19 protein-coding genes are annotated in these 23,388 nt (G+C 67.0%); 4 read left to right on the top strand and 15 right to left on the bottom strand.

Going from position 1 to position 23,388, the window contains the following annotated elements:
• Positions 1–10: 10 nt before the first annotated feature.
• From CBM2588_RS02575 to CBM2588_RS02555, 5 genes are all read right to left on the bottom strand, one after another.
• Positions 11–1,348, bottom strand: a complete 1,338-nt coding sequence (locus CBM2588_RS02575; RefSeq protein WP_115679227.1) for an ABC transporter substrate-binding protein — start codon at positions 1,346–1,348, stop codon at positions 11–13.
• 93 nt (positions 1,349–1,441) lie between these two features.
• On the bottom strand, positions 1,442–2,518 hold the full coding sequence (locus tag CBM2588_RS02570; protein WP_062796485.1) for a branched-chain amino acid ABC transporter permease: 1,077 nt from the start codon (positions 2,516–2,518) through the stop codon (positions 1,442–1,444).
• A gap of 100 nt (positions 2,519–2,618) precedes the next feature.
• Entirely contained in the window at positions 2,619–3,533 is a 915-nt protein-coding gene (locus CBM2588_RS02565; protein ID WP_062796483.1) for a branched-chain amino acid ABC transporter permease, read from the bottom strand.
• Between the two features lie 11 nt (positions 3,534–3,544).
• Positions 3,545–4,507 (bottom strand): ABC transporter ATP-binding protein, encoded by a 963-nt coding sequence (locus tag CBM2588_RS02560; protein ID WP_115679226.1) that lies wholly within the window; start codon positions 4,505–4,507, stop codon positions 3,545–3,547.
• 31 nt (positions 4,508–4,538) lie between these two features.
• Positions 4,539–6,497 carry an AMP-dependent synthetase/ligase gene (locus CBM2588_RS02555; protein WP_115679225.1) on the bottom strand — a complete coding sequence of 653 codons (1,959 nt, stop codon included), beginning with the start codon at positions 6,495–6,497 and terminating at the stop codon, positions 4,539–4,541.
• A 280-nt stretch (positions 6,498–6,777) separates the two neighbouring features.
• On the opposite strand from CBM2588_RS02555, the gene CBM2588_RS02550 reads away from it, so the two are divergent.
• Positions 6,778–7,446: a Crp/Fnr family transcriptional regulator gene (locus CBM2588_RS02550; protein ID WP_012351564.1), complete on the top strand. Its 669-nt coding sequence runs from the start codon at positions 6,778–6,780 to the stop codon at positions 7,444–7,446.
• Between the two features lie 13 nt (positions 7,447–7,459).
• Entirely contained in the window at positions 7,460–7,882 is a 423-nt protein-coding gene (locus CBM2588_RS02545) for a DUF3293 domain-containing protein (RefSeq protein WP_115681368.1), read from the top strand.
• A 39-nt stretch (positions 7,883–7,921) separates the two neighbouring features.
• Here CBM2588_RS02545 and CBM2588_RS02540 read toward each other — a convergent pair whose 3' ends face one another.
• From CBM2588_RS02540 to CBM2588_RS02515, 6 genes are all read right to left on the bottom strand, one after another.
• Positions 7,922–8,221 carry a hypothetical protein gene (locus CBM2588_RS02540; protein WP_231942090.1) on the bottom strand — a complete coding sequence of 100 codons (300 nt, stop codon included), beginning with the start codon at positions 8,219–8,221 and terminating at the stop codon, positions 7,922–7,924.
• Positions 8,222–8,391: 170 nt separating this feature from the next.
• Positions 8,392–9,381, bottom strand: coding sequence for a virulence RhuM family protein (locus CBM2588_RS02535; protein ID WP_231942089.1), 990 nt, complete (start codon positions 9,379–9,381; stop codon positions 8,392–8,394).
• A 226-nt stretch (positions 9,382–9,607) separates the two neighbouring features.
• Positions 9,608–10,462, bottom strand: a complete 855-nt coding sequence (locus tag CBM2588_RS02530; RefSeq protein ID WP_115679222.1) for a 3-hydroxybutyryl-CoA dehydrogenase — start codon at positions 10,460–10,462, stop codon at positions 9,608–9,610.
• Between the two features lie 44 nt (positions 10,463–10,506).
• The gene (locus CBM2588_RS02525) at positions 10,507–10,944 is read right to left on the bottom strand and encodes an HIT family protein (protein ID WP_115679221.1); all 438 of its coding nucleotides are present in this window, start codon (positions 10,942–10,944) and stop codon (positions 10,507–10,509) included.
• A 158-nt stretch (positions 10,945–11,102) separates the two neighbouring features.
• Positions 11,103–14,393, bottom strand: coding sequence for a fused isobutyryl-CoA mutase/GTPase IcmF (gene icmF, locus CBM2588_RS02520; RefSeq protein WP_115679220.1), 3,291 nt, complete (start codon positions 14,391–14,393; stop codon positions 11,103–11,105).
• Between the two features lie 265 nt (positions 14,394–14,658).
• Positions 14,659–15,006: a DUF2917 domain-containing protein gene (locus CBM2588_RS02515; protein ID WP_115679219.1), complete on the bottom strand. Its 348-nt coding sequence runs from the start codon at positions 15,004–15,006 to the stop codon at positions 14,659–14,661.
• A gap of 201 nt (positions 15,007–15,207) precedes the next feature.
• Between CBM2588_RS02515 and CBM2588_RS02510 the strand changes: the two genes are divergently transcribed.
• Positions 15,208–16,617: a PLP-dependent aminotransferase family protein gene (locus tag CBM2588_RS02510; RefSeq protein WP_115679218.1), complete on the top strand. Its 1,410-nt coding sequence runs from the start codon at positions 15,208–15,210 to the stop codon at positions 16,615–16,617.
• Between the two features lie 3 nt (positions 16,618–16,620).
• Here the strand turns inward: CBM2588_RS02510 and CBM2588_RS02505 are convergent, their stop codons facing one another.
• The 4 genes from CBM2588_RS02505 to CBM2588_RS02490 all read right to left on the bottom strand — a co-directional run bounded on the left by CBM2588_RS02505 (position 16,621) and on the right by CBM2588_RS02490 (position 21,528).
• Positions 16,621–18,018: an amino acid permease gene (locus tag CBM2588_RS02505; RefSeq protein WP_115679217.1), complete on the bottom strand. Its 1,398-nt coding sequence runs from the start codon at positions 18,016–18,018 to the stop codon at positions 16,621–16,623.
• 173 nt (positions 18,019–18,191) lie between these two features.
• On the bottom strand, positions 18,192–18,542 hold the full coding sequence (locus tag CBM2588_RS02500; RefSeq protein ID WP_115679216.1) for a glyoxalase superfamily protein: 351 nt from the start codon (positions 18,540–18,542) through the stop codon (positions 18,192–18,194).
• Positions 18,543–18,558: 16 nt separating this feature from the next.
• Complete coding sequence (locus CBM2588_RS02495; protein WP_115679215.1) at positions 18,559–20,076, bottom strand: CoA-acylating methylmalonate-semialdehyde dehydrogenase; 1,518 nt, start codon at positions 20,074–20,076, stop codon at positions 18,559–18,561.
• Positions 20,077–20,196: 120 nt separating this feature from the next.
• Positions 20,197–21,528, bottom strand: coding sequence for an aspartate aminotransferase family protein (locus tag CBM2588_RS02490; RefSeq protein WP_115679214.1), 1,332 nt, complete (start codon positions 21,526–21,528; stop codon positions 20,197–20,199).
• Between the two features lie 324 nt (positions 21,529–21,852).
• On the opposite strand from CBM2588_RS02490, the gene CBM2588_RS02485 reads away from it, so the two are divergent.
• The gene (locus CBM2588_RS02485; RefSeq protein WP_115681367.1) at positions 21,853–23,313 is read left to right on the top strand and encodes a PLP-dependent aminotransferase family protein; all 1,461 of its coding nucleotides are present in this window, start codon (positions 21,853–21,855) and stop codon (positions 23,311–23,313) included.
• Positions 23,314–23,388 lie beyond the last annotated feature (75 nt).

Genomic DNA, 23,388 nt, shown 5'->3' with positions numbered 1-23,388 from the left:
TCGAGGGCCATCAGCTCTTCGAGCATCCCGGCGTAATCCCCTTCTCCTTCGCGTACTGCGCCGCGGTGGCCTTGAACAGCGGGTGGATCAGGCCCTTGTTGCCCTCGATCCAGTCCGACACCACCACCCACTTGCTGCCGTCCCACTGCTGGATCTTCACCTTGCCCGAGCCCTCGTGGTTCTCGCAGCTGGTCTTGATTTCAGGCAGCAGGCCGGTGGCACCCAGCTGCTGCAGCCGGGCATTGGTCAGGTTCAGGTTCTCGAAGGCCCAGCGCATCTGCTCGCCGCTCATGGGCTTGCCCTTGCCGAACTTGGCCTGCGCCACGCGCACCGCTTCCACCGTCACCACCGCCGCCGACACGCCGCGGTTGTACAGCACCGAACCGACCTTGTTCTTGTCCTGCATATTGCCCTTGCCGGCACCGTAGACCACCTTCTCGATATCGGCGATCAGCGGCACGCTCTTGCCGGCCACGTTCCAGGTCGCGCTCATATAGCCCTTGGAGGCATCGCCGGCCGGCACCGTGTCTTCCTCGGAGCCCGCCCACCAGGAGCCGATCATCTTCTCGCGCGAGAAGCCCACCTTCTGCGCCGCCTTCAGCGCGGTCTGGTTCATCACGCCCCAGCCCCAGAAGATCACGTAGTCGGGGTTCTCCTGGCGGATCTTCAGCCATTGCGCGCCCTGTTCGTTGCCCGGGTGCGCCACCGGGATCTCGACCAGGTTGAACTTGCCCAGCCGCGCCTCGGCCTGCAGCGCCACGATCGGCTCCTTGCCATAGGCCGAGTCGTGGTACAGGTAGACGATCTTCTTGCCCGCCAGCGAGCCGCCGCTCTTGCTGGCCAGGTACTTGACGATGGCCGAGACCTGCATCTGGTACGTGGTCACCAGCGGGAACGCGTACGGGAACACCGAGCCGTCGACCGCGTCGGTGCGGCCGTAGCCCATCATCACCAGCGGCACCTTGTCGGCGGCGGTCTTGTCGACCAGCGCGTAGGAGATGCCGGTCGACATGGCGTGGTAGGCGGTGCCCTTGGTGGTGGCGTTCTTGGACTTCAGGCGCTCATAGCACTCGACGCCCTTGGCGTTGTTGTATTCGGTCTCGCACTCTTCCCAGCTCAGCTTGACGCCGTTGACGCCGCCATCCTTCAAATTGACGTAGTTGAGGTAGTCGATGAAGCCGCCATACCAGGACTGCCCGTTGGCGCCGTATGGCCCTACGCGATAGCTCGGCAGCGCGATGAACTGCTCGTTGCTTTGCGCCAGTGCCGGCGCCGCCGGCGCCAGCAGTGCAGCCGCGGCGCTGACCACCAGGGCGGCGCGTTGCACGTTGCGGATCAGGTTGGTCATGACAGTCTCCTTCGCCCTCGGTGGGGCGTTTCGTTATGCGTAGGCTTCAGTACTTCACTCAGGACCTGCGTTCAGACAATAGACCCCGCTCCGTCAGTGCGGGAACGGCCACAGCCTCAGCTTCTCCTTGGCGATCTGCCACAGCCGGGCCAGCCCGTGCGGCTCCACGATCAGGAAGAAGATGATCAGCCCGCCGAACACCATCAGCTGGATGTGCGACACAGTGGCATTGGTAAAGGGCAGGTGCAGCAGCGACGCCAGCGGCGGCAGCACGTTGTCCAGGAAGATCGGCAGCAGCAGGATGAAGGCGGCGCCCAGGAACGAGCCCATGATGCTGCCCACGCCGCCGATGATGATCATGAACAGCACCCGGAACGACAGGTCCAGCGAGAAGCCGTCCGGCTCCACCGAGCCCAGGTAGCAGAACGCGTACAGCGCGCCGGCCACGCCGCAGTAGAACGAGCTGACCGCGAACGCCAGCAGCTTGGTGCGCATCAGCGGGATGCCGATCACCTCGGCCGCCACGTCCATGTCGCGCACCGACATCCACGCGCGGCCGGTGGCAGAGCGCACCATGTTCTTGGCCGCCAGAGCCAGCACCGTGACGATGGCCAGCACGAACAGGTACTTCTTCACCGGGGTGTCGATGGCGTAGCCGAACAGGTCCAGCCGCTGCGCCGTGATCACGCCCGACGAGCTGTTGTTGGAGAACCAGGGAAACTTGGTCAGCGCCCACACCACGAAGAACTGCGCCGCGAGCGTCGCCACCGCCAGGTAGAAGCCCTTGATGCGCAGCGACGGCAGCCCGAACGCCACCCCCACCAGCGCCGCCGACAGGCCCGCCAGGATAAAGGTCAGCAGCACCGGCATGCCTTCGATGCGCAGCTGGAAGTTGTAGGCCGCATACGCGCCCACCGCCATGAAGGCCGCGGTGCCCAGCGACAGCTGGCCGGCATAGCCGGTCAGGATATTCAGCCCCAGCGCCGCCAGCGAGAAGATCAGGAACGGGATCAGGATGGCCGAGAACCAGTATTCCGAACCGATGAACGGGATCGCCACGAAGGCGATCGCCATCAGCACCGCAAAGCCGATGCGGTCCTGGCGGATCGGGAAGATCTGGCTGTCGGCAACGTAGCTGGTCTTGAACTGGCCGGCTTCACGATAAAACATCTTTGTCTCCTTGCCCCGGTCGCTCCCGTGAAAGCGGGAGCCCAGCGGCTTTCAGTGCGCGTCAAGGACGCTGATTCCCGCCTGCGCGGGAATGACGTGCTTAGACGCGATCGATGTGTTTTTCACCAAACAGCCCCTCGGGCCGCACCAGCAGGAACAACAGCGCGAACACATACGGGAACCATCCTTCGATGCCGCCGAAATTGCCGCCGAACATCGACTGGAACACCGGCGGGATATAGATCTCGGCCAGCTTTTCCGAGGCGCCGATGATCAGCCCGCCGACAATGGCGCCGGGCACCGAGGTAAAGCCGCCCAGGATCAGCACCGGCAGCGCCTTCAGCGCGGTCAGCGTCAACGCGAACTGCACGCCATTGCGCGAGCCCCACAGCATGCCCGCCACCAGCGCGACGAAGCCGGCCACGCCCCAGACGATGGCCCAGATGTTCTGCAGCGGAATGCCCAGCGACAGCGCTGCCTGGTGGTCATCGGCCACCGCGCGCAGCGCGCGCCCCACCTTGGTGTACTGGAAGAACAGCGCCAGCGATCCCACCAGCACGCCGGCAATGGCGGCCGCCGCGAGGTCGAACTTGGAGATGACGATGTTGAACGTGGTCAGGATCGACTCGATCGGCTCGTCGACGATGCCCAGGTTGATCGGACGCACCTCGTTGCCGAACAGCAGCGGCCCCAGCCCTTCCAGGAAGAACGACAGCCCGATGGTCGCCATGAACAGCGTGATCGGCGGCTGGTTGACCAGCTTGCGCAGCACGAAGCGCTCGGTGCTCATGCCCACCAGGATCATCACCACGAAGGCGCCGATCACCGCCGCCCACATCGGCATGCCCTTGTCCATCAGCCCCACCACCGCCAGCGCGGCAAAGTAGACCATCGCGCCCTGGGCAAAGTTGAACACGCCCGAGGCTTTGTAGATCAGCACGAAGCCCAGCGCCACCAGCGAGTACATCAGTCCCGACAACAGGCCGCCGAGCAGGATTTCAAAGAAGAACGTCATGGTTCAGACCCTCAGTGCGAAGTGCCCAGGTATGCCTTGATCACGTCAGGGTTGCCCTTGACCTCTTCCGGCGTGCCGTCGCCGATCTTCTTGCCGTAGTCCAGCACCACCACGCGGTCGGAGATATCCATCACCACGCCCATGTCATGCTCGATCAGCACGATGGTGGTACCGAACTGCCGGTTCACATCGAGGATGAAGCGGCACATGTCCTGCTTCTCTTCCACGTTCATGCCAGCCATGGGTTCGTCGAGCAGCAGCATCGACGGCTCGGCCGCCAGCGCGCGCGCCAGCTCCACGCGCTTCTGCAGGCCGTACGGCAGGCGACCCACCGGGGTCTTGCGGATCGACTGGATTTCCAGGAAGTCGATCACCTCCTCCACCTTCTGCCGGTGCCGCATTTCCTCGTTGCGCGCCGGGCCCCACCACAGCGCATGCGCGAGCCACGAGGTGCGGAACTGCGTGTTGCGGCCGGTCATGATGTTGTCCAGCACCGTCATGCCCTTGAACAGCGCGATGTTCTGGAACGTGCGCGCAATGCCCTGGCGCGCCGCGGCGGTCGGGTGCATCTGCTTGCGCTCCTCGCCACGGAACACGATGCGTCCCTGCTGCGGGTGGTAGACGCCGTTGATCACGTTCAGCATCGAACTCTTGCCGGCGCCGTTGGGGCCGATGATGGCGCGCACCTCGTGCTCGCATACGTCGAACGAGATATCGGTCAGCGCCTTGACCCCGCCGAACGACAGCGAGATATGCTGCAGGTCCAGGATCACCTCGCCGCCGGTGCGCGCCTGCGCGCCGGTGCGCTGCGCGTGGCGCGTACCGGGATGCACCCCGCTGTCGTCCGCCAGCCCCGCCGGGGGCAACGGTCCTGCCGGCGCCATCGCACCGCCACCGCCGGCACCGCTTGCATCGGTGCGTGCCGTCGCGCTCCATTCGCGCTTGCCGGCGCCTTGCCAGGCCACTTGTGTCATGTTGCTGCCTCCACCTGTGCTGTTATGGCGCTTATGCCGCGCGCGCCGCTACCGGCAGCCGCCTGGCATCCACCAGCTTCAGCGTGGCCGACACGCTGCCCTCGCGCCCGTCTTCGAACTTGACGCGCGTCTCGATGAACTGCTCCGACTTGCCCGCATAGAGCGCGTCGACCAGCACGCCGTACTTCTCCGCGATAAAGCCGCGCCGTACCTTGCGCGTGCGGGTCAGCTCGTCGTCGTCCGGGTCCAGCTCCTTGTGCAGCACCAGGAAGCGCGCGATCTGCGATCCGGCCAGCATCGGGTCGTTGGCCAGGTCCGCGTTCACCTGGTTCACGCATTCGCCGATCATTTCCAGCACGTCCGGCTGCGCGGCCAGGTCGACGTAGCCGGCATACGGCAGGTGGCGGCGCTCGGCCCAGTTTCCCACCGCCTCGAAGTCGATATTGATAAAGGCGCAGACCTGGTCGCGGCCGCTGCCGAAGGCCACCGCCTCCTTGATGTACGGGAAGAACTTGAGCTTGTTCTCGATGTACTTGGGCGCGAACATCGAGCCATCGGCCAGCTTGCCCACGTCCTTGGCGCGGTCGATGATCTTCAGGTGGCCGTCGGCATCGATCACGCCGGCGTCGCCGGTCATGAAGTAGCCCTCGTCGTTGATGGCCTCGCGCGTGGCATCGTCGCGCTTGTAGTAGGACTTGAGCAGGCCCACGCCGCGCACCAGCACCTCGCCGTTGTCGGCGATGCGGATTTCCATGCCCGGCGCCGCCGGGCCGACTGAATCGAACTTGACCTTGCCGTCGGGCTGCAGGCACACATAGGCGCAGGTCTCGGTCTGGCCGTAGAACTGCTTCAGGTTCACGCCGATCGAGCGGTAGAAGCGGAACAGGTCCGGTCCGATCGCCTCGCCCGCGGTATAGGCCACGCGGATGCGGCTCATGCCCAGCACATTGCGCAGCGGGCCGTAGACCAGCGCTTCGCCCAGCGCATAACGCGCGCGCTCCGCCAGCGACACCGGCTGGCCGTCGAGGATGGCGGTGCCGCAGCGGCGCGCCACGTCCATGGCCCAGTGGAACAGCTTGCGCTTGATCCAGCCGGCGTCCTCCATGCGGATCATCACCTGCGTCAGCAGGCCTTCGTAAATCCGCGGCGGCGCGAAGTAATAGGTGGGGCCGATCTCGCGCAGGTCGGTCATCACCGTCTCGCGCGATTCCGGGCAGTTCACCGTAAAGCCCGCCACCATCGCCTGCGCATACGAGAACAGGTTGTCGCCGACCCACGCCATCGGCAGGTAGGACAGCACGTCGTCATCGGCGCTGAGCTTGTCGAAGGCGCAGCCGTTGCGCGCCGAGCCGATCAGGCCCTGGTGCGAATGGCACACACCCTTGGGCTTGCCGGTGGTGCCGGACGTATAGAGGATGATCGCGGTGTCGTCGGGCTGCCCGGCGGCGATGGCCTCGTCATAGAAGCCCGGGTGGGCCTGGTCGAACTCGCGCCCCAGTTCCTGCAGGCGCTCGTACGACATCAGCGACGGGTGATCGTAGTCGAGCAGGCCGCGCGGATCTTCAAAGATGACGTGGCGCACGGCGCGGCCGGATTCGGCCAGCTGCGCTTCGACTTCCAGCAGCTTGTCGACCTGCTCCTGGTCCTCGACGATGGCGAATTCGATTTCGGCATCGTTGAGCACGTAGACCATCTCGTTGGCGATGGCGTCCTGGTACAGCGGCACCGGCACGCCGCCCAGCGCCTGCGCCGCGGTCATGGCCCAGTACAGGCGCGGACGGTTGTCGCCCACCACCGCCAGGTTCATGCCGCGCTTGAAACCGAGCGCGGCCAGACCACATGCCAGCGCCCTCACCTGCTGTGCCGCCTGGGCCCAGCTGTATGTCTGCCAGATGCCGAGATCCTTCTCGCGATACGCCGGATGCTCCGGCCGCTGCTGGGCGTGCGCCAGCAGCCATCGCGGGAAGGTCGTCGCCGACGATTCCTGCATCGCTGTCTCCTGTCCCTCCGGCGTGGGGGTCCACGCCCGGTGTCAAGCGCCGGTCCGGTCGTTATACTTGGCTTGCTTTGCCCGGCGGCATCTGCCGCGTCGCATCAAGCCCGTCTGTGCCTTGTCTTGAGGGGCCGGGAGAAGCGTCTTCTGCCTTCCCGGCGTGCCCCTGGTGGCACCCGCGGCTCCGTTGTGATCGTACGATAGCCCATGCCAACACCCCCGGTTGTCACGCCGGTGACAATTCCGGGTTAATCCCTACCGGAGCTTCCGCGAGGCCATGCTGAACGATTTTGTCGACCGCTGCGTGTGGGCAGCAGACCTGAGTCCGGAGCAGCGCGAGCGCGTGCGCCGCGCCATGTTCGTGCACGAGTACAGCCAGGGCGACTACGTCTGCCACAAGGGCGACAAGGCCGAGCACTGGCTGGGCGTGCTCGAAGGGATCGTCAAGATCACCACGGTGTCGCCGTCGGGCAAGTCGGTCACCTTCACCGGCGTGCCTACCGGCGGCTGGTTCGGCGAAGGCGCGGTGCTGAAGTCGGAGATCCGCAAGTACGACGTGATGGCGCTGCGCCGCTCGACCATCGCCTTCCTGCCGCGCGACACTTTTCAGTGGCTGCTGGATACCAGCCTGCCGTTCACCCGCTTCCTGCTGACGCAGTTCAACGAGCGCCTGGGGCAGTTCATCGCGGCGGTGGAATATGAACGGCTGCTCGACATCGATTCGCGCGTGGCGCGCGCGGTGTCGTCACTGTTCAACGAGCACCTGTATCCGGGCATCGGCAAGACCCTGGAGATCTCGCAGGAAGAAATCGGCCTGCTCGCGGGCATCTCGCGCCAGCGCGCCAACCAGGCGCTCAAGGTGCTGGAACAGCAGGGCCTGGTGCGGGTCGACTACGGCGTGATCGAGGTGCTGGACCTCGACGGACTGCGGCAGTACGGGGAGTAAGGTGGGGAACAAGGTGGCCAGCGCCATCGACGCCGAGACCCTGCGGGCGTATCGCGAAACGCACTACCGGGTGCTGGGCGACACGCCGATGACCTTGCGCATCGACCAGCCCAGCGCCGCGCTGGCCGCGCTGCACCGCGCGCTGGGCGTGGACTGCAGCGCCTTCATTACCGCTGCCAACCCCTTCAGCCAGCGCTGCGACGATACCGCCAACGCGCGTCGGCAACAGGCGCTGGCGCAGGATCTCGGGGCGCAGGGATGGCGCGCGATCGAAGCCGCCGGCGAGCACCCCGATAACGGCTGGCCCGCCGAACCGAGCTTCCTGGTGCCCGGGCTGGCGCTGGCCGAAGCGCGGGCCCTGGGCCAGGCCTACCAGCAGAACGCCGTGGTCTGGAGCGGCGCCGACGCGGTGCCGCGACTGGTGCTGCTGCGCTAGCCGGGCCGACCCGGCCTGTCAGCGCCGCGGTCAGGTCGATCAGTGCCCGTGGCCGCGATGGCCGTGATGACCACGGTGTCCATGGCCATGGTGGCGGTAGTGGTGATGCCGGTGATGATGGTGCCGGTAATGGTGATGCCGGCCGCGCCACTCATGCCGCCCATACCAGCGCCGGCCGTCCCAGTAGCGGTCGCCATGCCAGCCGTGATAGCGCGGCGCGTACACCACGGGAGGCGGCGGCGCCACATAGACCGGCGCCGGCGCGGCATAGACCGGCGTGCCGATATGCACCCCCACGTCCACATGCGCCATCGCCGAGCGCGCCGCGAGCAGGGACATGATGCCAGCGAGCAGCGCTGCGAAAAGAACCGGATGAGCCATGATGCGGTGTTGTCGTAAACGGAATGGGTGCACTCTACCGCGCATTCCTGTTACCAGATGCGGCGGATTGTTTCGGGATATAACGCGGTGTAAGCGGGATTACAGATGGCCTGGGAATAAGGCGATGGTCACGGTTTTTTGACCACGGTACCGTCAAGCTGCTGCTCGATTCGTTCCAGCGCCGCGACATCCTCGGCGTCGGCGGCAAGGCGCTCGGCGTCGCGTCGTTTTGTCTCGAATTCGGTATAGCGCTCGAGCGCCAGGCGCTCTGCCACTTCCGCTGAGACCTTGCCGGCATGCGTCAGGACTTCGCGTTCGTTGAACGCCAGGAACGCATCCAGCTTGTCCGCCCATTCCTGCATCGTCATCGTCTTGCGACGCAGGGCCATGCTTTCGGCGTAGTCGAGATACATCACCACAATGCGGTTGAGCGCGTCGACCTCCGGCTGCTGCAGATAATTCTTGGCAACGCCCACGTCGCCCCGCCGCACCCGGCCGCCCTTCCAGCTCGTCAGCCCCATATTCGGCTGGCTCGAATCGGATCGGGCTGCAATCAGCTCCGCGGCGGTGTGGCCGGTAATGGCCCACAGCATCTTGTTCTGGGTCTTGGCGAAAAAGCGCTGGGCCTGTTCGGTAGTCCCGTCGTAATCGACGGCCGTAGCATAGATATCGCGAATCTTCTGGTAGAACCGCTTTTCGGACGCCCGGATGTCCCGGATGCGTTGGATCAGCTCATCGAAATAATCCCAGCCGCCGGGGTCCTTGAGCCGTTCGTCATCCATGACGAAGCCCTTGACCAGGAATTCGCGCAGGTGGGTGGTGGCCCATTGGCGAAACTGGGTGCCACGATGGGAGCGAACCCGATAGCCTACTGCCAGGATCATGTCGAGGTTGTAGAGCATGGTTCGGTAGCTTTTGCCGTCGGAGGCAGTTGTAAAGTTTTGCTTTACAACTGAATGCTCCGCTAACTCGTCATCCGCCAGCACGTTCTTGATGTGCTGGCCAATGTTCTGCTTCGAGGACGAAAACAGTTCCGCCATCTCCAGCTGCGACAGCCAGACCGTCCCACCTTCGGCCCGCAACCGGATCCGCGTCCCCCCGTCCTCGGTGGTGTACAAGATGAGTTCGCCAGTACGCATAGGCGGGATTCCTCTACCAGTTTCTTGATCGCGTCATCGCGAACGACCCCATAGACTACCCGAAGGCATCGCCCACTTTGTTGCAGAGTGTGCCGATACCGTGTCGATGGGCACTACAAACGAAAAGGCCGGCGCTGACCCAAGTCCAGCCGCCGGCCTCGCTCAGACCAGACCAGCCCATTGCACGGGCCGGTCCCGGTCCGATTTACTTGCTATACACGTACACCCCACGCCCCGTCTTACGCCCCAGATACCCCGCGGCCACCATCTCGCGCATCAGCATCGCCGGACGGTACTTCGGATCGGCAAACTCGGTGTACAGCACCTCCATCACCGCCAGCATGGTGTCCAGGCCGATCATGTCGGCCAGCGCCAGCGGACCGATCGGGTGGTTGCAGCCCAGCTTCATGCCCTCGTCGATCTCTTCCGGCGAGGCCAGGCCTTCGCCCAGCACGCAGAAGGCCTCGTTGATCATCGGGCACAGGATGCGGTTGACGACGAAGCCCGGGCTGTTCCTGACCGTGATCGGGTACTTGCCCAGTTGCTTCGACAGGGCCTCGACGGCGGCATGGGTGGCGTCGCTGGTCTGCAGGCCGCGGATCAGTTCGACCAGCGCCATCACCGGCACCGGGTTGAAGAAGTGCATGCCGATGAAGCGGTCGGCGCGCGCGGTCACGGCGGCGAGCTTGGTGATCGAGATCGACGAGGTGTTCGACGCGATGATGACGTTGTCGCCGACGATGCCGTCGATCTGCTTGAGGATCTTGACCTTCAGGTCGTAGTTCTCGGTCGCGGCCTCGATCACGATGTCGGCGGCCTTGAGCTCGTCATAGGCGGTGCTGCCCTTGATCAGCGCCAGCGCGGCGGCCTTCTGCGCCTCGGTCAGCTTTTCCTTCTTGATCAGCCGGTCCAGGCTGCCCGACACCGTGGCCACGCCCTTCTGCACGGCGGCGTCGCTGATGTCGACCATCACCACGTTCAGTCCCACCACTGCGCAGGCCTGCGCGATGCCATTGCCCATGGTGCCGGCACCGACGATGCCTACAGTCTTGATTGCCATCTTGTCTTCCTCTGCTTGCTTGGTTGAATGCTTGGATGCGTGGTTCAGGACGCCTGCTCGCGCAGCGCGGCGATGATGCGTTCGGCATGCCCCTGGAGCACTTCCGGCTCCTGCATGTCGCGCGCGTGGCCGCGCAGCGACTGGTCGTTGTAGCGCGGCACGATATGGAAATGGATGTGCGGCACGGTCTGGCCCGCCGCGGCGCCGTTGAACTGGCCGATCGAGATGCCGTCCGGGCTGAAGGCCGCGCGCACCGCGCGCGCCACGCGCTGGGTGGCGACGATGGCGGCCTGGGCGCCGCGCTCGGACAGGTCGAACAGGTTGACCGCGGCTTCCTTGGGCACCACCAGCGTATGGCCGTCGGCCTGCGGCATGATGTCCATGAAGGCGATGGTGTCGTCGTCCTCGTACACCTTGATGCACGGCATTTCGCCGCGCAGGATCTTGGCAAAGATATTGTTCGGGCTGTACTGGGTGTCCATGGTCTTGTGTTGCGGTGGTCTCGGGATGGGTTGCCGCCAGGCGCCGGATGGTCGGGCTTGCCTGCGATGACGGTGCGGCGCAGCATCCGAGTGTAACGCAGGGCGGCCCTCCATCGCGGCCGCCCTGCGCGATTACCGGTCAGCGCGTGGACCGGGGTCTACATATTGCGCCGATACTGTCCGCCGACCTCGAACAGCGCATGCGTGATCTGTCCCAGCGAGCAGACCCGCACCGCATCCATCAGCACCGCGAACACGTTCTGGTTGTCGATCACGGCCTGGCGCAGCCGCTGCAGCATCGCCGGGGCCTCGCCGGCGTGCGCCTGCTGGAACGCCTGCAGCCGGTCGAGCTGGCTTTGCTTCTCGGCTTCGCTGGAACGCGCCAGCTCCAGCTTCTGCGGCACCGGGTCGCCGTCCGGATTGCGGAAGGTGTTCACGCCGATCAGCGGCAGCGTGCCGTCGTGCTTGAGCTGCTCGTAGTAGAGCGATTCCTCCTGGATCTTGCCGCGCTGGTAGCCGGTCTCCATCGCGCCGAGCACGCCGCCGCGCTCGGCGATGCGCTCGAACTCCTGCAGCACCGCCTCTTCGACCAGGTCGGTCAGCTCCTCGATCAGGAAGCTGCCCTGGTTGGGGTTCTCGCACTTGGCCACGCCCCACTCGCGGTTGATGATCAGCTGGATCGCCAGCGCGCGGCGCACCGATTCGCCGGTGGGCGTGGTGATGGCCTCGTCGTAGGCGTTGGTGTGCAGCGAATTGCAGTTGTCGTAGATCGCGATCAGCGCCTGCAGCGTGGTGCGGATGTCGTTGAAGTCGATCTCCTGCGCATGCAGCGAGCGGCCCGAGGTCTGGATGTGGTACTTCAGCTTCTGGCTGCGCTCGTTGGCGCCGTACTTGTCGCGCATGGTCACGGCCCAGATGCGGCGCGCGACGCGGCCCAGCACGCTGTACTCCGGGTCCATGCCGTTGGAGAAGAAGAACGACAGGTTGGGCGCGAAATCGTCGATATGCATGCCGCGCGCCAGGTAGGCCTCGACATAGGTGAAGCCGTTGGACAGCGTGAAGGCCAGCTGCGAGATCGGGTTCGCCCCCGCCTCGGCAATGTGGTAGCCCGAGATCGACACCGAATAGAAGTTGCGCACCTGGTGGTGGACAAAGTACTCCTGGATATCGCCCATCACCTTGAGCGAGAACTCGGTGGAGAAGATGCAGGTGTTCTGGCCCTGGTCTTCCTTGAGGATATCGGCCTGCACCGTGCCGCGCACGTTCTGCAGCACCCAGGCGCGGATCTTGGCCTCTTCGTCGGCGGTGGGATCGCGGCCGTTGTCGGCGCGGAACTTGTCGAGCTGCTGGTCGATGGCGGTGTTCATGAACATCGCCAGGATGGTCGGCGCGGGGCCGTTGATGGTCATCGACACCGAGGTGCTCGGGCTGGTCAGGTCGAAGCCGTCGTACAGCACCTTCATGTCGTCGAGCGTGGCGATCGACACGCCCGAGTTGCCGACCTTGCCGTAGATATCGGGGCGCACGTGCGGGTCTTCGCCATACAGCGTGACCGAGTCGAACGCGGTCGACAGGCGCTTGGCGTCCATGCCCTGGGACACCAGCTTGAAGCGCCGGTTGGTGCGGAAGGCATCGCCCTCGCCGGCGAACATGCGCGTGGGGTCTTCGTTCTCGCGCTTGAAGGCGAACACGCCGGCGGTGTACGGGAAGCTGCCGGGCACGTTCTCGCGCATCAGCCACTTCAGCACCTCGCCGTCGTCCTCGAAGCGCGGCAGCACCACTTTGCGCACCTTGGTGCCAGACAGCGTGGTGGTGACCAGGCCGGTGCGGATTTCCTTGTCACGGATCTTCACCACGTATTCGTCGCCGCTGTAGGCTTCGCGCATCTGCGGCCACATCGCCAGCAGCTTGCGTTCGACCTGGCCCAGCGCGCTGTCGCGTTCCGCAGCCAGCGCGTCCAGCGCGGCGCCATCGCCCTGCGCGGCCTGCAGCATGCGGCTGGATTCGCGCAGCTGCTGGCGTTCGCGCGCGATGCGGCTCTGCTCGGCGACGCGGCGATGGTAGGCGCGCACGGTGTCGGCCAGTTCGGCCAGGTAGCGGCTGCGCGCGGGCGGCACGATCACGTTCTGGCCGGTGGAGACGCGCCCGGCCAGGACCGGCAGCGTGCCCGCCTTCACCTTCAGGCCGTGTCCGGCCAGCGCCTCGCGCAGGCCCTGGTACAGCATGGTGACGCCATCGTCATTGAAGCGCGACGCCTGGGTGCCATACACCGGCATGTCCTCCGGCTTGCCGTGCCATTGCTCGCGGTTGCGCTGCACCTGCTTGGCCACGTCGCGCCAGGCATCCTGCGCGCCCTTGCGGTCGAACTTGTTGATGGCGACGAAGTCGGCGAAGTCCAGCATGTCGATCTTCTCGAGCTGGCTGGCGGCGCCGAACTCGGGCGTCATCACGTACAGCGACAGGTCCACGTGCGGCACGATGGCGGCATCGCCCTGGCCGATGCCGGAGGTCTCGACGATCACCAGGTCGAAGCCCGCCACCTTGCACGCGGCGATCGCGTCGGGCAGCGCCTGCGAGATCTCGGAACCCGCCTCGCGCGTCGCCATCGAGCGCATGAAGATATTCGGGTGGTTGATCGCGTTCATGCGGATGCGGTCGCCCAGCAGCGCGCCCCCGGACTTGCGCCGCGACGGGTCGATCGAGATCACGGCGATCGACAGCGCGTCCTGCTGGTCCAGCCGGAAGCGGCGGATCAGCTCGTCGGTCAGTGACGACTTGCCGGCGCCGCCGGTGCCGGTGATGCCGAGCACGGGAACCGATGCCCGCTGCGCCTGCGCATGCATCGCCGCCACCAGCGCCGCATCGGCCTTGCCATTTTCGAGCGCGGTGATCAGTTGCGCCAGCGCGCGGCGATCGCCGGCGGCAACGGGGTCGAGCGACGTCGGCGCGTAGCGGCTCAGGTCCAGGTCGCAGCGCTGCACCATATCGGCAATCATGCCGGCCAGGCCCATGCGCTGGCCGTCCTCGGGGCTGTAGATGCGGGCCACGCCGTAGGCCTGCAGCTCGCGGATCTCGTCGGGCACGATCACGCCGCCGCCGCCGCCGAACACCTGCACCTGCTCGCCGCCCTTGTCGCGCAGCAGGTCGACCATGTACTTGAAGTATTCGACATGGCCGCCCTGGTAGCTGGAGATGGCAATGCCCTGCGCGTCTTCCTGCAGCGCCGCGGTCACGATCTCTTCGACCGAGCGGTTGTGGCCGAGGTGGACCACCTCGCAACCATGCGACTGCAGGATGCGGCGCATGATGTTGATCGAGGCGTCGTGGCCGTCGAACAGCGACGCTGCCGTGACGAAGCGCACCTTGTTGGCCGGGCCGGTGCCCGGCTGTACCGGCTTGGGCTGGGGCGCGCCGCGGCGCACATCATGGACATCGGAAAGGTCGGTCATTGTCTCCACCGTGTCGGGTGTTGGCTGCGACCGCGGCGTCCGCCGGCGCCGCTCTGTGCCGGCTTGGCTGGAAACGCGCGGGCCGCGCCCCGGGGTTGGGGCGGGTCGATTGTATGACGTTGACGTTAACGTAAATCAATGGGGCGGAACCCGGACGGCGGGGTGCCAGCGTCCTTATAGAGTAGGTGTCTGCGGGCCGCGGACAAACAAAAGGCCACCTTGTCGGTGGCCTCTGCGCTGCATCCTGGTTTTACTGCCGGCCAACTCACCGGCACAGCGCCCCGATCCGCGGGCACTCGCCAAATGCATCGGTGCTGTGCTCGTCGACCCGATGCCGCAGCGCCCGCAGCCACGCCGCCATCCGCTGCATCGACCACGGTGCCGGCGTCTGCGCCAGCGTGAAGCGTGCCCCCGCACCATCGCCGGACAGCCAGACCCGATAGCCCTCCGGCAGCGCCAGTTCCTGGCCCGGTTCCAGCCAGATATCGTTGGGATTGCCTTCCACCGTCACCCACAGCTTGCCCGCCACCGCGCAGACGGTCTGCCCGTAACCGGCGCGCCAGCTCACCGGCAATCCGGGTTGGTCCAGTTCGAAAGTCCGTAGTTCGCGCATGTTGCACTCCTTGTCAGCCCGGCGGTCATCGCGGGGGCCGGAGCATCGCGGATGCGGATGCCGGCGCCTTCGTCCGCCACGCTTCCATTATTCGCATCCCTCACTACAATCCCATGTACAGTTGTGAACAGTTTTCGATGGACTGTTCAGTAGTTTTTCCTGACAGTTGCGCCCTCGCCGGCTTTCCCGGCAGATCCGCCCATGAAACTCATATTAGATGCTTCCACCGGAATCCCGCTGACCGAGCAGATCGTCGAAGGCGTGAAGGCGTGGATCGGCAACCGCGAGGCGCGCCCCGGCGCGCGGCTGCCGTCGATCCGGCAGCTGGCGGCCGAGAACGGCATCAGCCGCTTCCCGGTGATCGAGGCCTATGACCGGCTGGTGTCGCAGGGGCTGCTCGACTCGCGGCAGGGCTCGGGTTTCTATGTGGCGGACAGTCCGCTGGCGGGACGCTCGGCGCGCGGCTGGTCGGACCCCAGCCTGGCCGAGGACCTGTCCGACCATATCCTGGAGCAGTTCAACCACCCCAGCGGCACGCTCAAGCTGGCGGGCGGCTTCGTCCCCGAGAACTGGCGCGACGTGGAGGGCCTGACCCAGGCGATCCGCGCGATCTCGCGCAACGAGATCGACAGCGTGATCCACTACGCCACCCCGATGGGCCATCCGGAACTGCGCCGCCAGGTGCTGCTGCGGGTGCGCCAACTGGGCATTGCGGCGGAACTGCCGCAGGTGCTGATCACCACCGGCGCCAGCCAGGCGCTGGACCTGGTGGTGCGCCACCTGCTCAAGCCGGGCGACACGGTGTTCGTCGAAGACCCGGGCTACTACAACCTGTTCGGCCTGCTGCGGCTGCACGGGGTGCAGCTGGTGGGCGTGCCGCACACGCCCGACGGGCCCGACCCCGACGCCACCGAGGCGCTGCTGCGCCAGCACAAGCCCAAGCTGTTCTTCACCAACAGCGTGCTGCAGAACCCGACCGGCTCGACCCTGGCGCCGCCAGTGGCGTTCCGGCTGCTGGAGCTGGCGCGCCGCCATGGCTTCCGCTTTGTCGAGGACGATATCTTCTCGGACTTCCAGACCCACTTCACCGACCGGCTGGCCACGCTGGACCAGCTCGAGCACGTGATCTACATCGGCGGCTTTTCCAAGACGGTGTCGGCGTCGCTGCGGATCGGCTACCTGGTTGCCGACAAGGCGCTGGTCAAGGACCTGGTCGACGTGAAGGTGCTGACCAGCGTGGCCGGCTCGCACTTTGCCGAGGCGGTGACCGCGGCGCTGCTTGAGCGCGGCGGCTACCGCAAGTACGTGGAGCGGCTGCGGCTGCGCGTGCGCGAGGCCGTCGCCAACGCGGTGCGGCAGCTGCACGGCAACGGCTGGGAGGTGTTCTGCCAGCCCTCGGGCGGCAACTTCCTGTGGGCGCGCCCGCCGGGCATCGAGGACTCGCGCGAACTGGTGGCGCTGGGCGAGCAATTCGGCGTGACGCTCGCGCCGGGCAACTACTTCCGCCCGGGCGGCGAGACCTCGGCGTGGATCCGCATCAACGCCGCCTATGCCAACGAGCCGCGCGCGGTGGCGTTCATGCAGGCGGCAGCGCAGCGCGGCGCGCGCTGACGTTCAGCCGCCGTGGTTATGCAGCACGGCATTGCGCCGCGCATAGGCGAAGTAGATCACCAGCCCCAGCGCCAGCCACACCAGGAAGGCGGCCCAGGTCAGCGCCTGCAGGTGCGCCATCAGGAACAGGCAGAAGCCGATCGACAGCAGCGGCACCACCGGCACGCCCGGGCAGCGGAACGCGCGCGGCAGTTCGGGCCGGGTCTTGCGCAGCACCAGCACCGCCACCGAGATCAGCGTGAAGGCCGCCAGCGTGCCGATATTGATCAGCTCCGCCAGCACGTTCAGCGGCACGAAGGCGGCGATCGCGGCAAACACCACGCCCACGGTCCAGGTGGCGAAGTACGGCGTGGCATGCACCGGGTGCACCGACGACAGCCGCTCGGGCAGCAGGCCGTCGCGCGACATGGCAAAGATCACGCGGGTCTGGCCGTAGGTCATCACCAGGATCACCGTGGTCATGCCCAGGATCGCGCCCAGGTCGACAAAGCCCGCCACCCAGTTCTGGCCGGCGAACTGCAGCGCCAGCGAGACCGGGTGGTCGACGCCGGCAAACTTCGCGAACGGCACGATGCCGGTCATGATCGCCGCCACCACCACGTACAGCACCGTGCAGACCGCCAGCGAGCCGATGATGCCGATCGGCAGGTCGCGGCGCGGGTTGCGCACCTCTTCCGCGGCCGAGGTCACGGCATCGAAGCCGATAAAGGCGAAGAACACCAGCGCCGCCGCATTGAAGATGCCGGCAAAGCCGAACGGCGCGAACGGCTGCCAGTTGGCCGGCTGCACGTGCCACACGCCCACCGCGATAAACAGCAGCACCACGCCGATCTTCACCGCCACCATCAGGTTGTTGACGCGCGCGGACTCGCGCACGCCGTACGACACCACCCAGGTAATGGCCAGCATGATCAGGCACGCCGGCAGGTTGAGCACGGTGTGCACGCCCGGCACCGAGCCCGGCGCCGCGCTCAGCGCCGCCGGCAGCTTCATGCCGAAGCCCGCCATCAGCGACTGGAAATAGCCCGACCAGCCCACCGACACGGCCGAGGTGGCCAGCCCGTATTCCAGCAGCAGGTCCCAGCCGATCATCCACGCGACGATCTCGCCCAGCGTGGCGTAGCTGTAGGTGTAGATCGAGCCCGACACCGGGATCGCCGAGGCGAACTCCGCGTAGCACAGCGCGGCAAAGCCGCACGCCAGCGCCGCGATCACGAACGACACCGTCAGCGCCGGCCCCGCGGTCAGCGCGCCGGTGCCGGTCAGCACGAAGATGCCCGTGCCGATGATGGCGCCGATGCCCATCAGCACCAGGTCGACCGGACCCAGCACTTTTTTCAGGCCGTCATCGCGCGCGACGGCCAGCATCGCGTCGATGTCCTTGGTACGGAACAAGCTCATTCAGACTCCTGCAACGGTGGCCGGGCCCGCGGTGGCAACGCGCGGGTCCGGCAAAAAGGGCGCTAGTGTACGCCGCTGGCCGGGCGCTTACAGCACTTGCACCCGGCCACCGCATGGCAGGAATGATAGGAAAGCCCGGCCTGCCCGGCACTGACGGCAGGCAAGGCGCACGCTCAGGCGTGCGCGAGGATGTTGACCAGTTGCCCGAACGGGTCGCGCACGAAGAAACGGCGCACGCCCCACGGCTCGTCGGCCGGGCCGTATTCCACGGCAAAGCCGGCGGCCACTATGCGGCGGTGGGCCTCGTCGACATCGTCGACCTCGATCGACAGTGCCGGCACGGGCGTGCCGTTGCCGCCTTCCACGGCAAAGCTGACCTGCGCGCGCGCGGTGCCATCGCTGCCGTAGGTGCGGATCCAGCCGTGGTCCATCAGCAGGTCCAGGCCCAGCACGTCCTGGTAGAAGGCGCGGGCCTGGCCGGGATCGGCGGTGCCGATGTTGGCGACGATGCGATTGACCTTCATGCCCGCGCTCCGCTGGTTACTTCGCCACCGGCATGGTGAACTCGGCGCCCTTGGCGATCGAGTCCGGCCAGCGCTGCATCACGCTCTTGTAGCGCGTGTAGAAGCGCACGCCCTCTTCGCCATAGGCATGGTGGTCGCCGAACAGCGAGCGCTTCCAGCCGCCGAACGAATGCCACGCCATCGGCACCGGGATCGGCACGTTGATGCCGACCATGCCGACCTGGATCTGCCGCGCGAACGCGCGCGCGATGCCGCCGTCGCTGGTGTAGCACGACACGCCGTTGCCGTACTCGTGCGCGTTGATCAGCGCCACCGCCTCGGCAAAGTCATGCACCCGCACCACCGACAGCACCGGGCCGAAGATCTCTTCCTTGTAGATCGTCATCTCCGGCGTCACATGGTCGAACAGCGTGCCGCCGACGTAGAAGCCGTTCTCGTGCCCGTCGACCCGGTGGCCGCGCCCATCGGTCACCAGCGTCGCGCCTTCCGCCACACCCTTGGCGATATAGCCTTCGACCTTGGCCTTGTGCGCGCCGGTCACCAGCGGCCCCATCTCGGCATCGGCCTCCATGCCGTTGCGGATCTTCAGCGCGCGCGCGCGTTCGGCCAGGCGCGGCACCAGCCGGTCGGCCACCTCGCCGACCGCCACCGCCACCGAGATCGCCATGCAGCGCTCGCCGGCCGAGCCAAAGGCCGCGCCGATCAGCGCGTCGACGGCCTGGTCCAGGTCCGCGTCGGGCATCACCACCAGGTGGTTCTTGGCCCCGCCCAGGGCCTGCACGCGCTTGCCGTGCTTCGTGCCTTCGGTGTAGATGTACTCGGCGATCGGGGTCGAGCCGACGAACGACAGCGCCTGCACGTCCGGATGCGCAAGCAGCGCGTCGACCGCTTCCTTGTCGCCCTGCACCACGTTGAACACGCCGTCGGGCAGGCCGGCCTGGCGCAGCAAATCCGCTATCAGCAGGCTCGGCGACGGATCGCGCTCGGACGGCTTGAGCACGAAGGTATTGCCGCACGCCAGCGCCACCGGGAACATCCACATCGGCACCATCACCGGGAAGTTGAACGGCGTGATGCCGGCCACCACGCCCAGCGGCTGGCGCAGGTTCCAGTTGTCGATGCCGCCGCCGATGTTGTCGGTGAAATCGGTCTTGAGCAGGTTGGGGATGCCGCAGGCGAACTCCACCACCTCGATGCCGCGCGTGACCTCGCCCTTGGCGTCCGAGAACACCTTGCCGTGCTCGCGCGTGATCAGCGCGGCGAGGTCGTCGTGGTGCTGGTCCAGCAGTTCCTTGAACTTGAACAGGATGCGCGCGCGGCGCAGCGGCGGGGTGTCGGCCCACGCCGGGAAGGCGGCCTTGGCGGCGGCGACGGCATCGGCCACGTCCTGGGCGGTGCCCAGCGCGACGCGCGCGGACACTTCGCCGGTGGCGGGGTTGAATACATCCGCCTGGCGCTGACCGCCGGCGCGGCGCACGGTGCCGCCGATGAAATGATGGACTTCGGCCAGTAGCCGGTTTTCTGCGATGCTCACTTGGGATTTCCTTCGAGGGCCGCGGCGCGCGCATGGCGCGCCCCGGCGTGCAATCAGGGAGGCCGGGCCCGCGGGCCCGGCGGCAATGGGAGGCGGCGCGGGCCGCTGGCTCGATGTCCCTTACTTGATGTCCTGCAGCGCCTGCTTCACGGTATCGAACATCTCGCCGATCTGCGCTTCCGAGATGATCAGCGGCGGCGAGAACGCCAGGATGTCGCCGGTGTAGCGCACCAGCACGCCCAGCTCCAGGCACTTGAGGAAGGCCTCGTAGGCGCGCGCGCCCGGCTGGCCCGGACGCGACTCCAGCTCGATGCCGGCCACCAGCCCGTAGTTGCGGATGTCCTTCACGTGCGGGGCACCGCGCACGCCGTGCGCCGCGGCCTCGAATACCGGCGCCAGCTCGGCGGCGCGGCCGAACAGGTTTTCGCGCTGGTACAGGTCCAGCGTGGCGATCGCCGCCGCCGCGGCCACCGGGTGGCCGGAATAGGTGTAGCCGTGCAGCAGCTCGATCGTGCCCGGCGCGGCCGAGTTGACCACCGCGTCATGCACCTCGCGGCGCACGGCGACGGCGCCCATCGGCACCGCGGCGTTGTTGATCGCCTTGGCCATGGTGATCAGGTCCGGCGTCACGTTGAAGCGCTCGGCCGCGGTGGCCGCGCCGAGACGGCCGAAGGCGGTGATGACCTCGTCGAAGATCAGCAGGATGCCGTGGCGGCTGGTGATCTCGCGCAGCTTTTCCAGGTAGCCGACCGGCGGCACCAGCACGCCGGCGGAGCCCGCCAGCGGTTCGACGATCACCGCGGCGACGTTGGCCGGGTCATGCAGCGCCAGGATGCGCTCGAGGTCGTCGGCCAGATGCGCGCCCCATTGCGGCTGGCCCTTGGAAAAGGCGGCCTCGGCCAGGTTGAAGGTGGCCGGCAGGTGGTCGGTGCCCGGCATCAGGTTGGCCGAGAAGGCCTTGCGGTTCGGCCCGATGCCGCCCACTGCCATGCCGCCGAAGCCGACGCCGTGGTAGCCGCGCTCGCGGCCGATAAAGCGCGTGCGCTGGCCTTCGCCACGCGCGCGGTGATAGGCCAGGGCGATCTTCAGCGCGGTGTCGACCGCCTCCGAGCCCGAGTTGGTGAAGAAGATGCGGTCCAGCCCCTGCGGCATGATCGCCGCCACCTTGGTGGCGGCCTCGAACGACAGCGGATGGCCCATCTGGAACGGCGGCGCATAGTCCAGCGTGGCCGCCTGGCGTGCCACCGCCTCGGCGATCTCCTTGCGGCAATGGCCGGCCGCGACGCACCACAGGCCGGCGCAACCGTCCAGGATCCGGCGGCCGTCGTGGGTGGTGTAGTACATGCCGCTGGCCGACGCCAGCAGGCGCGGCGCCGCCTTGTACTGGCGGTTGGCGGTGAAGGGCATCCACAGCGCATCGAGATCGGGAATCACGGTCTTGGCGGCGTCCATACGTCCTCCTAGGGGGAAATCGGGTCGGTTGGGGGCGGCGCGCCGGCTGGCGGCGCGGCAATGAGGGCCACTCTACCGGCGGCGACTGGCCGACAAAATATACAGTCCGGACAACCACGCCTTACCGTACAGTTTGATCACGCCTGACCGTACAGGCAAGTGGCACGCCGGCACCGCGCCCGGACGATCTCGCCGCGCGCCGCCCGTGCCGCGGCACGGCATTGCACGCTGCAGCGCGGCAATTTCCGCGTGACGGAATGGCTGAATCCGCGCGTCGGCCTGCAGCCGCTAAACTGTACAGGTTCACGCCTGCCCGAGTGCCTGATGCTGACCCTGAACCTGACCCGCAGCCGCCGCGACGGCGACACCCTGACCGAGCAGATCGTCGCCGGCATCGCCGCGCTGGTGGAGCAGCGCGCGCTGCGTCCCGGCACGGCGCTGCCGTCGGTGCGGCGCTTTGCCCAGCACCACCACGTCAGCACCTTTACCGTGGCCGAGGCCTACGGACGGCTGACCGCGCTCGGCTACCTCGCCGCGCGCCCTGGCTCCGGCTACACCGTGGCGCACCGCCATGCGCCGGCCGGCCATGCGCGCGCGCCGCAATGGGAAGCGCCGGGGCTGAATGCCGCATGGCTGCTGTCGGACGTGTTTGCCGACCATTCGGTGCCGATCAAGGCCGGCGCCGGCTGGCTGCCGGGCGACTGGCTCAACGAGGAGGGCCTGCACCAGGCCATGCGCGCGTCGGCCCGCGTGCCGGCGGCGCAGCTGTCGGGCTACGGTCATCCGTACGGCTTTGCGCCGCTGCGCGAGCACATTGCCGCGGGGCTGGGCCAGTACGGCATCCCGCTGCAGGCGCAGCAGGTGGTGCTGACCCAGGGCGCGACGCAGGCGCTGGACCTGGTGGTGCGCACGCTGCTGCGTGCCGGCGATACCGTGCTGGTGGAATCGCCCTGCTACTGCAACCTGCTGCAGATCCTGCGGCTGGCCGGGCTGCGCGTGGTCGGCGTGCCGCGCACGGCGGCGGGGCTGGACACCGACGCGCTGGAGGACGCGCTGCGCGCCCACGCCCCGCGCGCGCTGTTCATCAACACCGTGCTGCAGAACCCCACCGGCGCCAGCCTGACCAGCATGAACGCCTTCCGCGTGCTGCAACTGGCCGAGCAGCACCGGCTGCTGGTGGTCGAGGACGATATCTACCGCGAGCTGGCGCCGGCGGGCTCGCCGATGCTGGCGGCCATGGACGGGCTGTCGCAGGTGGTCTATGTCAACGGTTTTTCCAAGACCATCACACCGTCGCTGCGGGTCGGCTACCTGGCCGCCAGCCCGGACCTGGCCAAGGCCTTTGCGCGCACCAAGATGGCCGTCGGCCTGACCTCATCGGAGGTGACGGAGCGGCTGGTGTATTCGGTGCTGACCAGCGGCCACTATGGCCGACATGTGGCGGCATTGTCCGAACGGCTGCGTGCGCAGCAGGACCGTGTCACGGAAAAGATGGAGGCCCACGGGCTGGAGGTGCTGCTGCGCCCGGAAGGCGGGATGTTCGCGTGGGCGCGCCTGAACGAGGCGGTGCAGGCGCGGTGGCTGGCCAGTCGCCGCGGCGGTCCGCTGCTCGGCAACCGCCTTGCCACGCTGGCACTGGAGCATGGCATCTGGCTGGCGCCCGGATCGTATTTCGAGCCGGACGAAACCGACTCGCCGTGGATCCGCTTCAACGTGGCCACCGGCGACGCGCCGCAGCTGTGGCAGTTCTTTGACAGCCTGGCGCAGGCGCGGCAGGCGGCTTGAAGTCAGGCGGCCTGGCCGGCGCTCAGCTCCAGAGACGCTCGACCAGCCAGCCGGCGCTGGCGCAAACGCCTACCC

The organism is Cupriavidus taiwanensis (assembly GCF_900250075.1).
In the GTDB taxonomy this organism is placed as follows: Bacteria; Pseudomonadota; Gammaproteobacteria; order Burkholderiales; family Burkholderiaceae; genus Cupriavidus; species Cupriavidus taiwanensis_C.
This window is presented reverse-complemented; position numbering and strand designations above follow the sequence as displayed.

Excerpts from the sequence above, each read along its gene's own strand:
- CBM2588_RS02575 (WP_115679227.1), bottom strand. The coding sequence starts at position 1,348 with ATGACCAACCTGATCCGCAACGTGCAACGCGCCGCCCTGGTGGTCAGC.
- CBM2588_RS02570 (WP_062796485.1), bottom strand. The coding sequence starts at position 2,518 with ATGTTTTATCGTGAAGCCGGCCAGTTCAAGACCAGCTACGTTGCCGAC.
- CBM2588_RS02565 (WP_062796483.1), bottom strand. The coding sequence starts at position 3,533 with ATGACGTTCTTCTTTGAAATCCTGCTCGGCGGCCTGTTGTCGGGACTG.
- CBM2588_RS02560 (WP_115679226.1), bottom strand. The coding sequence starts at position 4,507 with ATGACACAAGTGGCCTGGCAAGGCGCCGGCAAGCGCGAATGGAGCGCG.
- CBM2588_RS02555 (WP_115679225.1), bottom strand. The coding sequence starts at position 6,497 with ATGCAGGAATCGTCGGCGACGACCTTCCCGCGATGGCTGCTGGCGCAC.
- CBM2588_RS02550 (WP_012351564.1), top strand. The coding sequence starts at position 6,778 with ATGCTGAACGATTTTGTCGACCGCTGCGTGTGGGCAGCAGACCTGAGT.
- CBM2588_RS02540 (WP_231942090.1), bottom strand. The coding sequence starts at position 8,221 with ATGTCCCTGCTCGCGGCGCGCTCGGCGATGGCGCATGTGGACGTGGGG.
- CBM2588_RS02530 (WP_115679222.1), bottom strand. The coding sequence starts at position 10,462 with ATGGCAATCAAGACTGTAGGCATCGTCGGTGCCGGCACCATGGGCAAT.
- CBM2588_RS02525 (WP_115679221.1), bottom strand. The coding sequence starts at position 10,944 with ATGGACACCCAGTACAGCCCGAACAATATCTTTGCCAAGATCCTGCGC.
- icmF (WP_115679220.1), bottom strand. The coding sequence starts at position 14,393 with ATGACCGACCTTTCCGATGTCCATGATGTGCGCCGCGGCGCGCCCCAG.
- CBM2588_RS02515 (WP_115679219.1), bottom strand. The coding sequence starts at position 15,006 with ATGCGCGAACTACGGACTTTCGAACTGGACCAACCCGGATTGCCGGTG.
- CBM2588_RS02510 (WP_115679218.1), top strand. The coding sequence starts at position 15,208 with ATGAAACTCATATTAGATGCTTCCACCGGAATCCCGCTGACCGAGCAG.
- CBM2588_RS02505 (WP_115679217.1), bottom strand. The coding sequence starts at position 18,018 with ATGAGCTTGTTCCGTACCAAGGACATCGACGCGATGCTGGCCGTCGCG.
- CBM2588_RS02500 (WP_115679216.1), bottom strand. The coding sequence starts at position 18,542 with ATGAAGGTCAATCGCATCGTCGCCAACATCGGCACCGCCGATCCCGGC.
- CBM2588_RS02490 (WP_115679214.1), bottom strand. The coding sequence starts at position 21,528 with ATGGACGCCGCCAAGACCGTGATTCCCGATCTCGATGCGCTGTGGATG.
- CBM2588_RS02485 (WP_115681367.1), top strand. The coding sequence starts at position 21,853 with ATGCTGACCCTGAACCTGACCCGCAGCCGCCGCGACGGCGACACCCTG.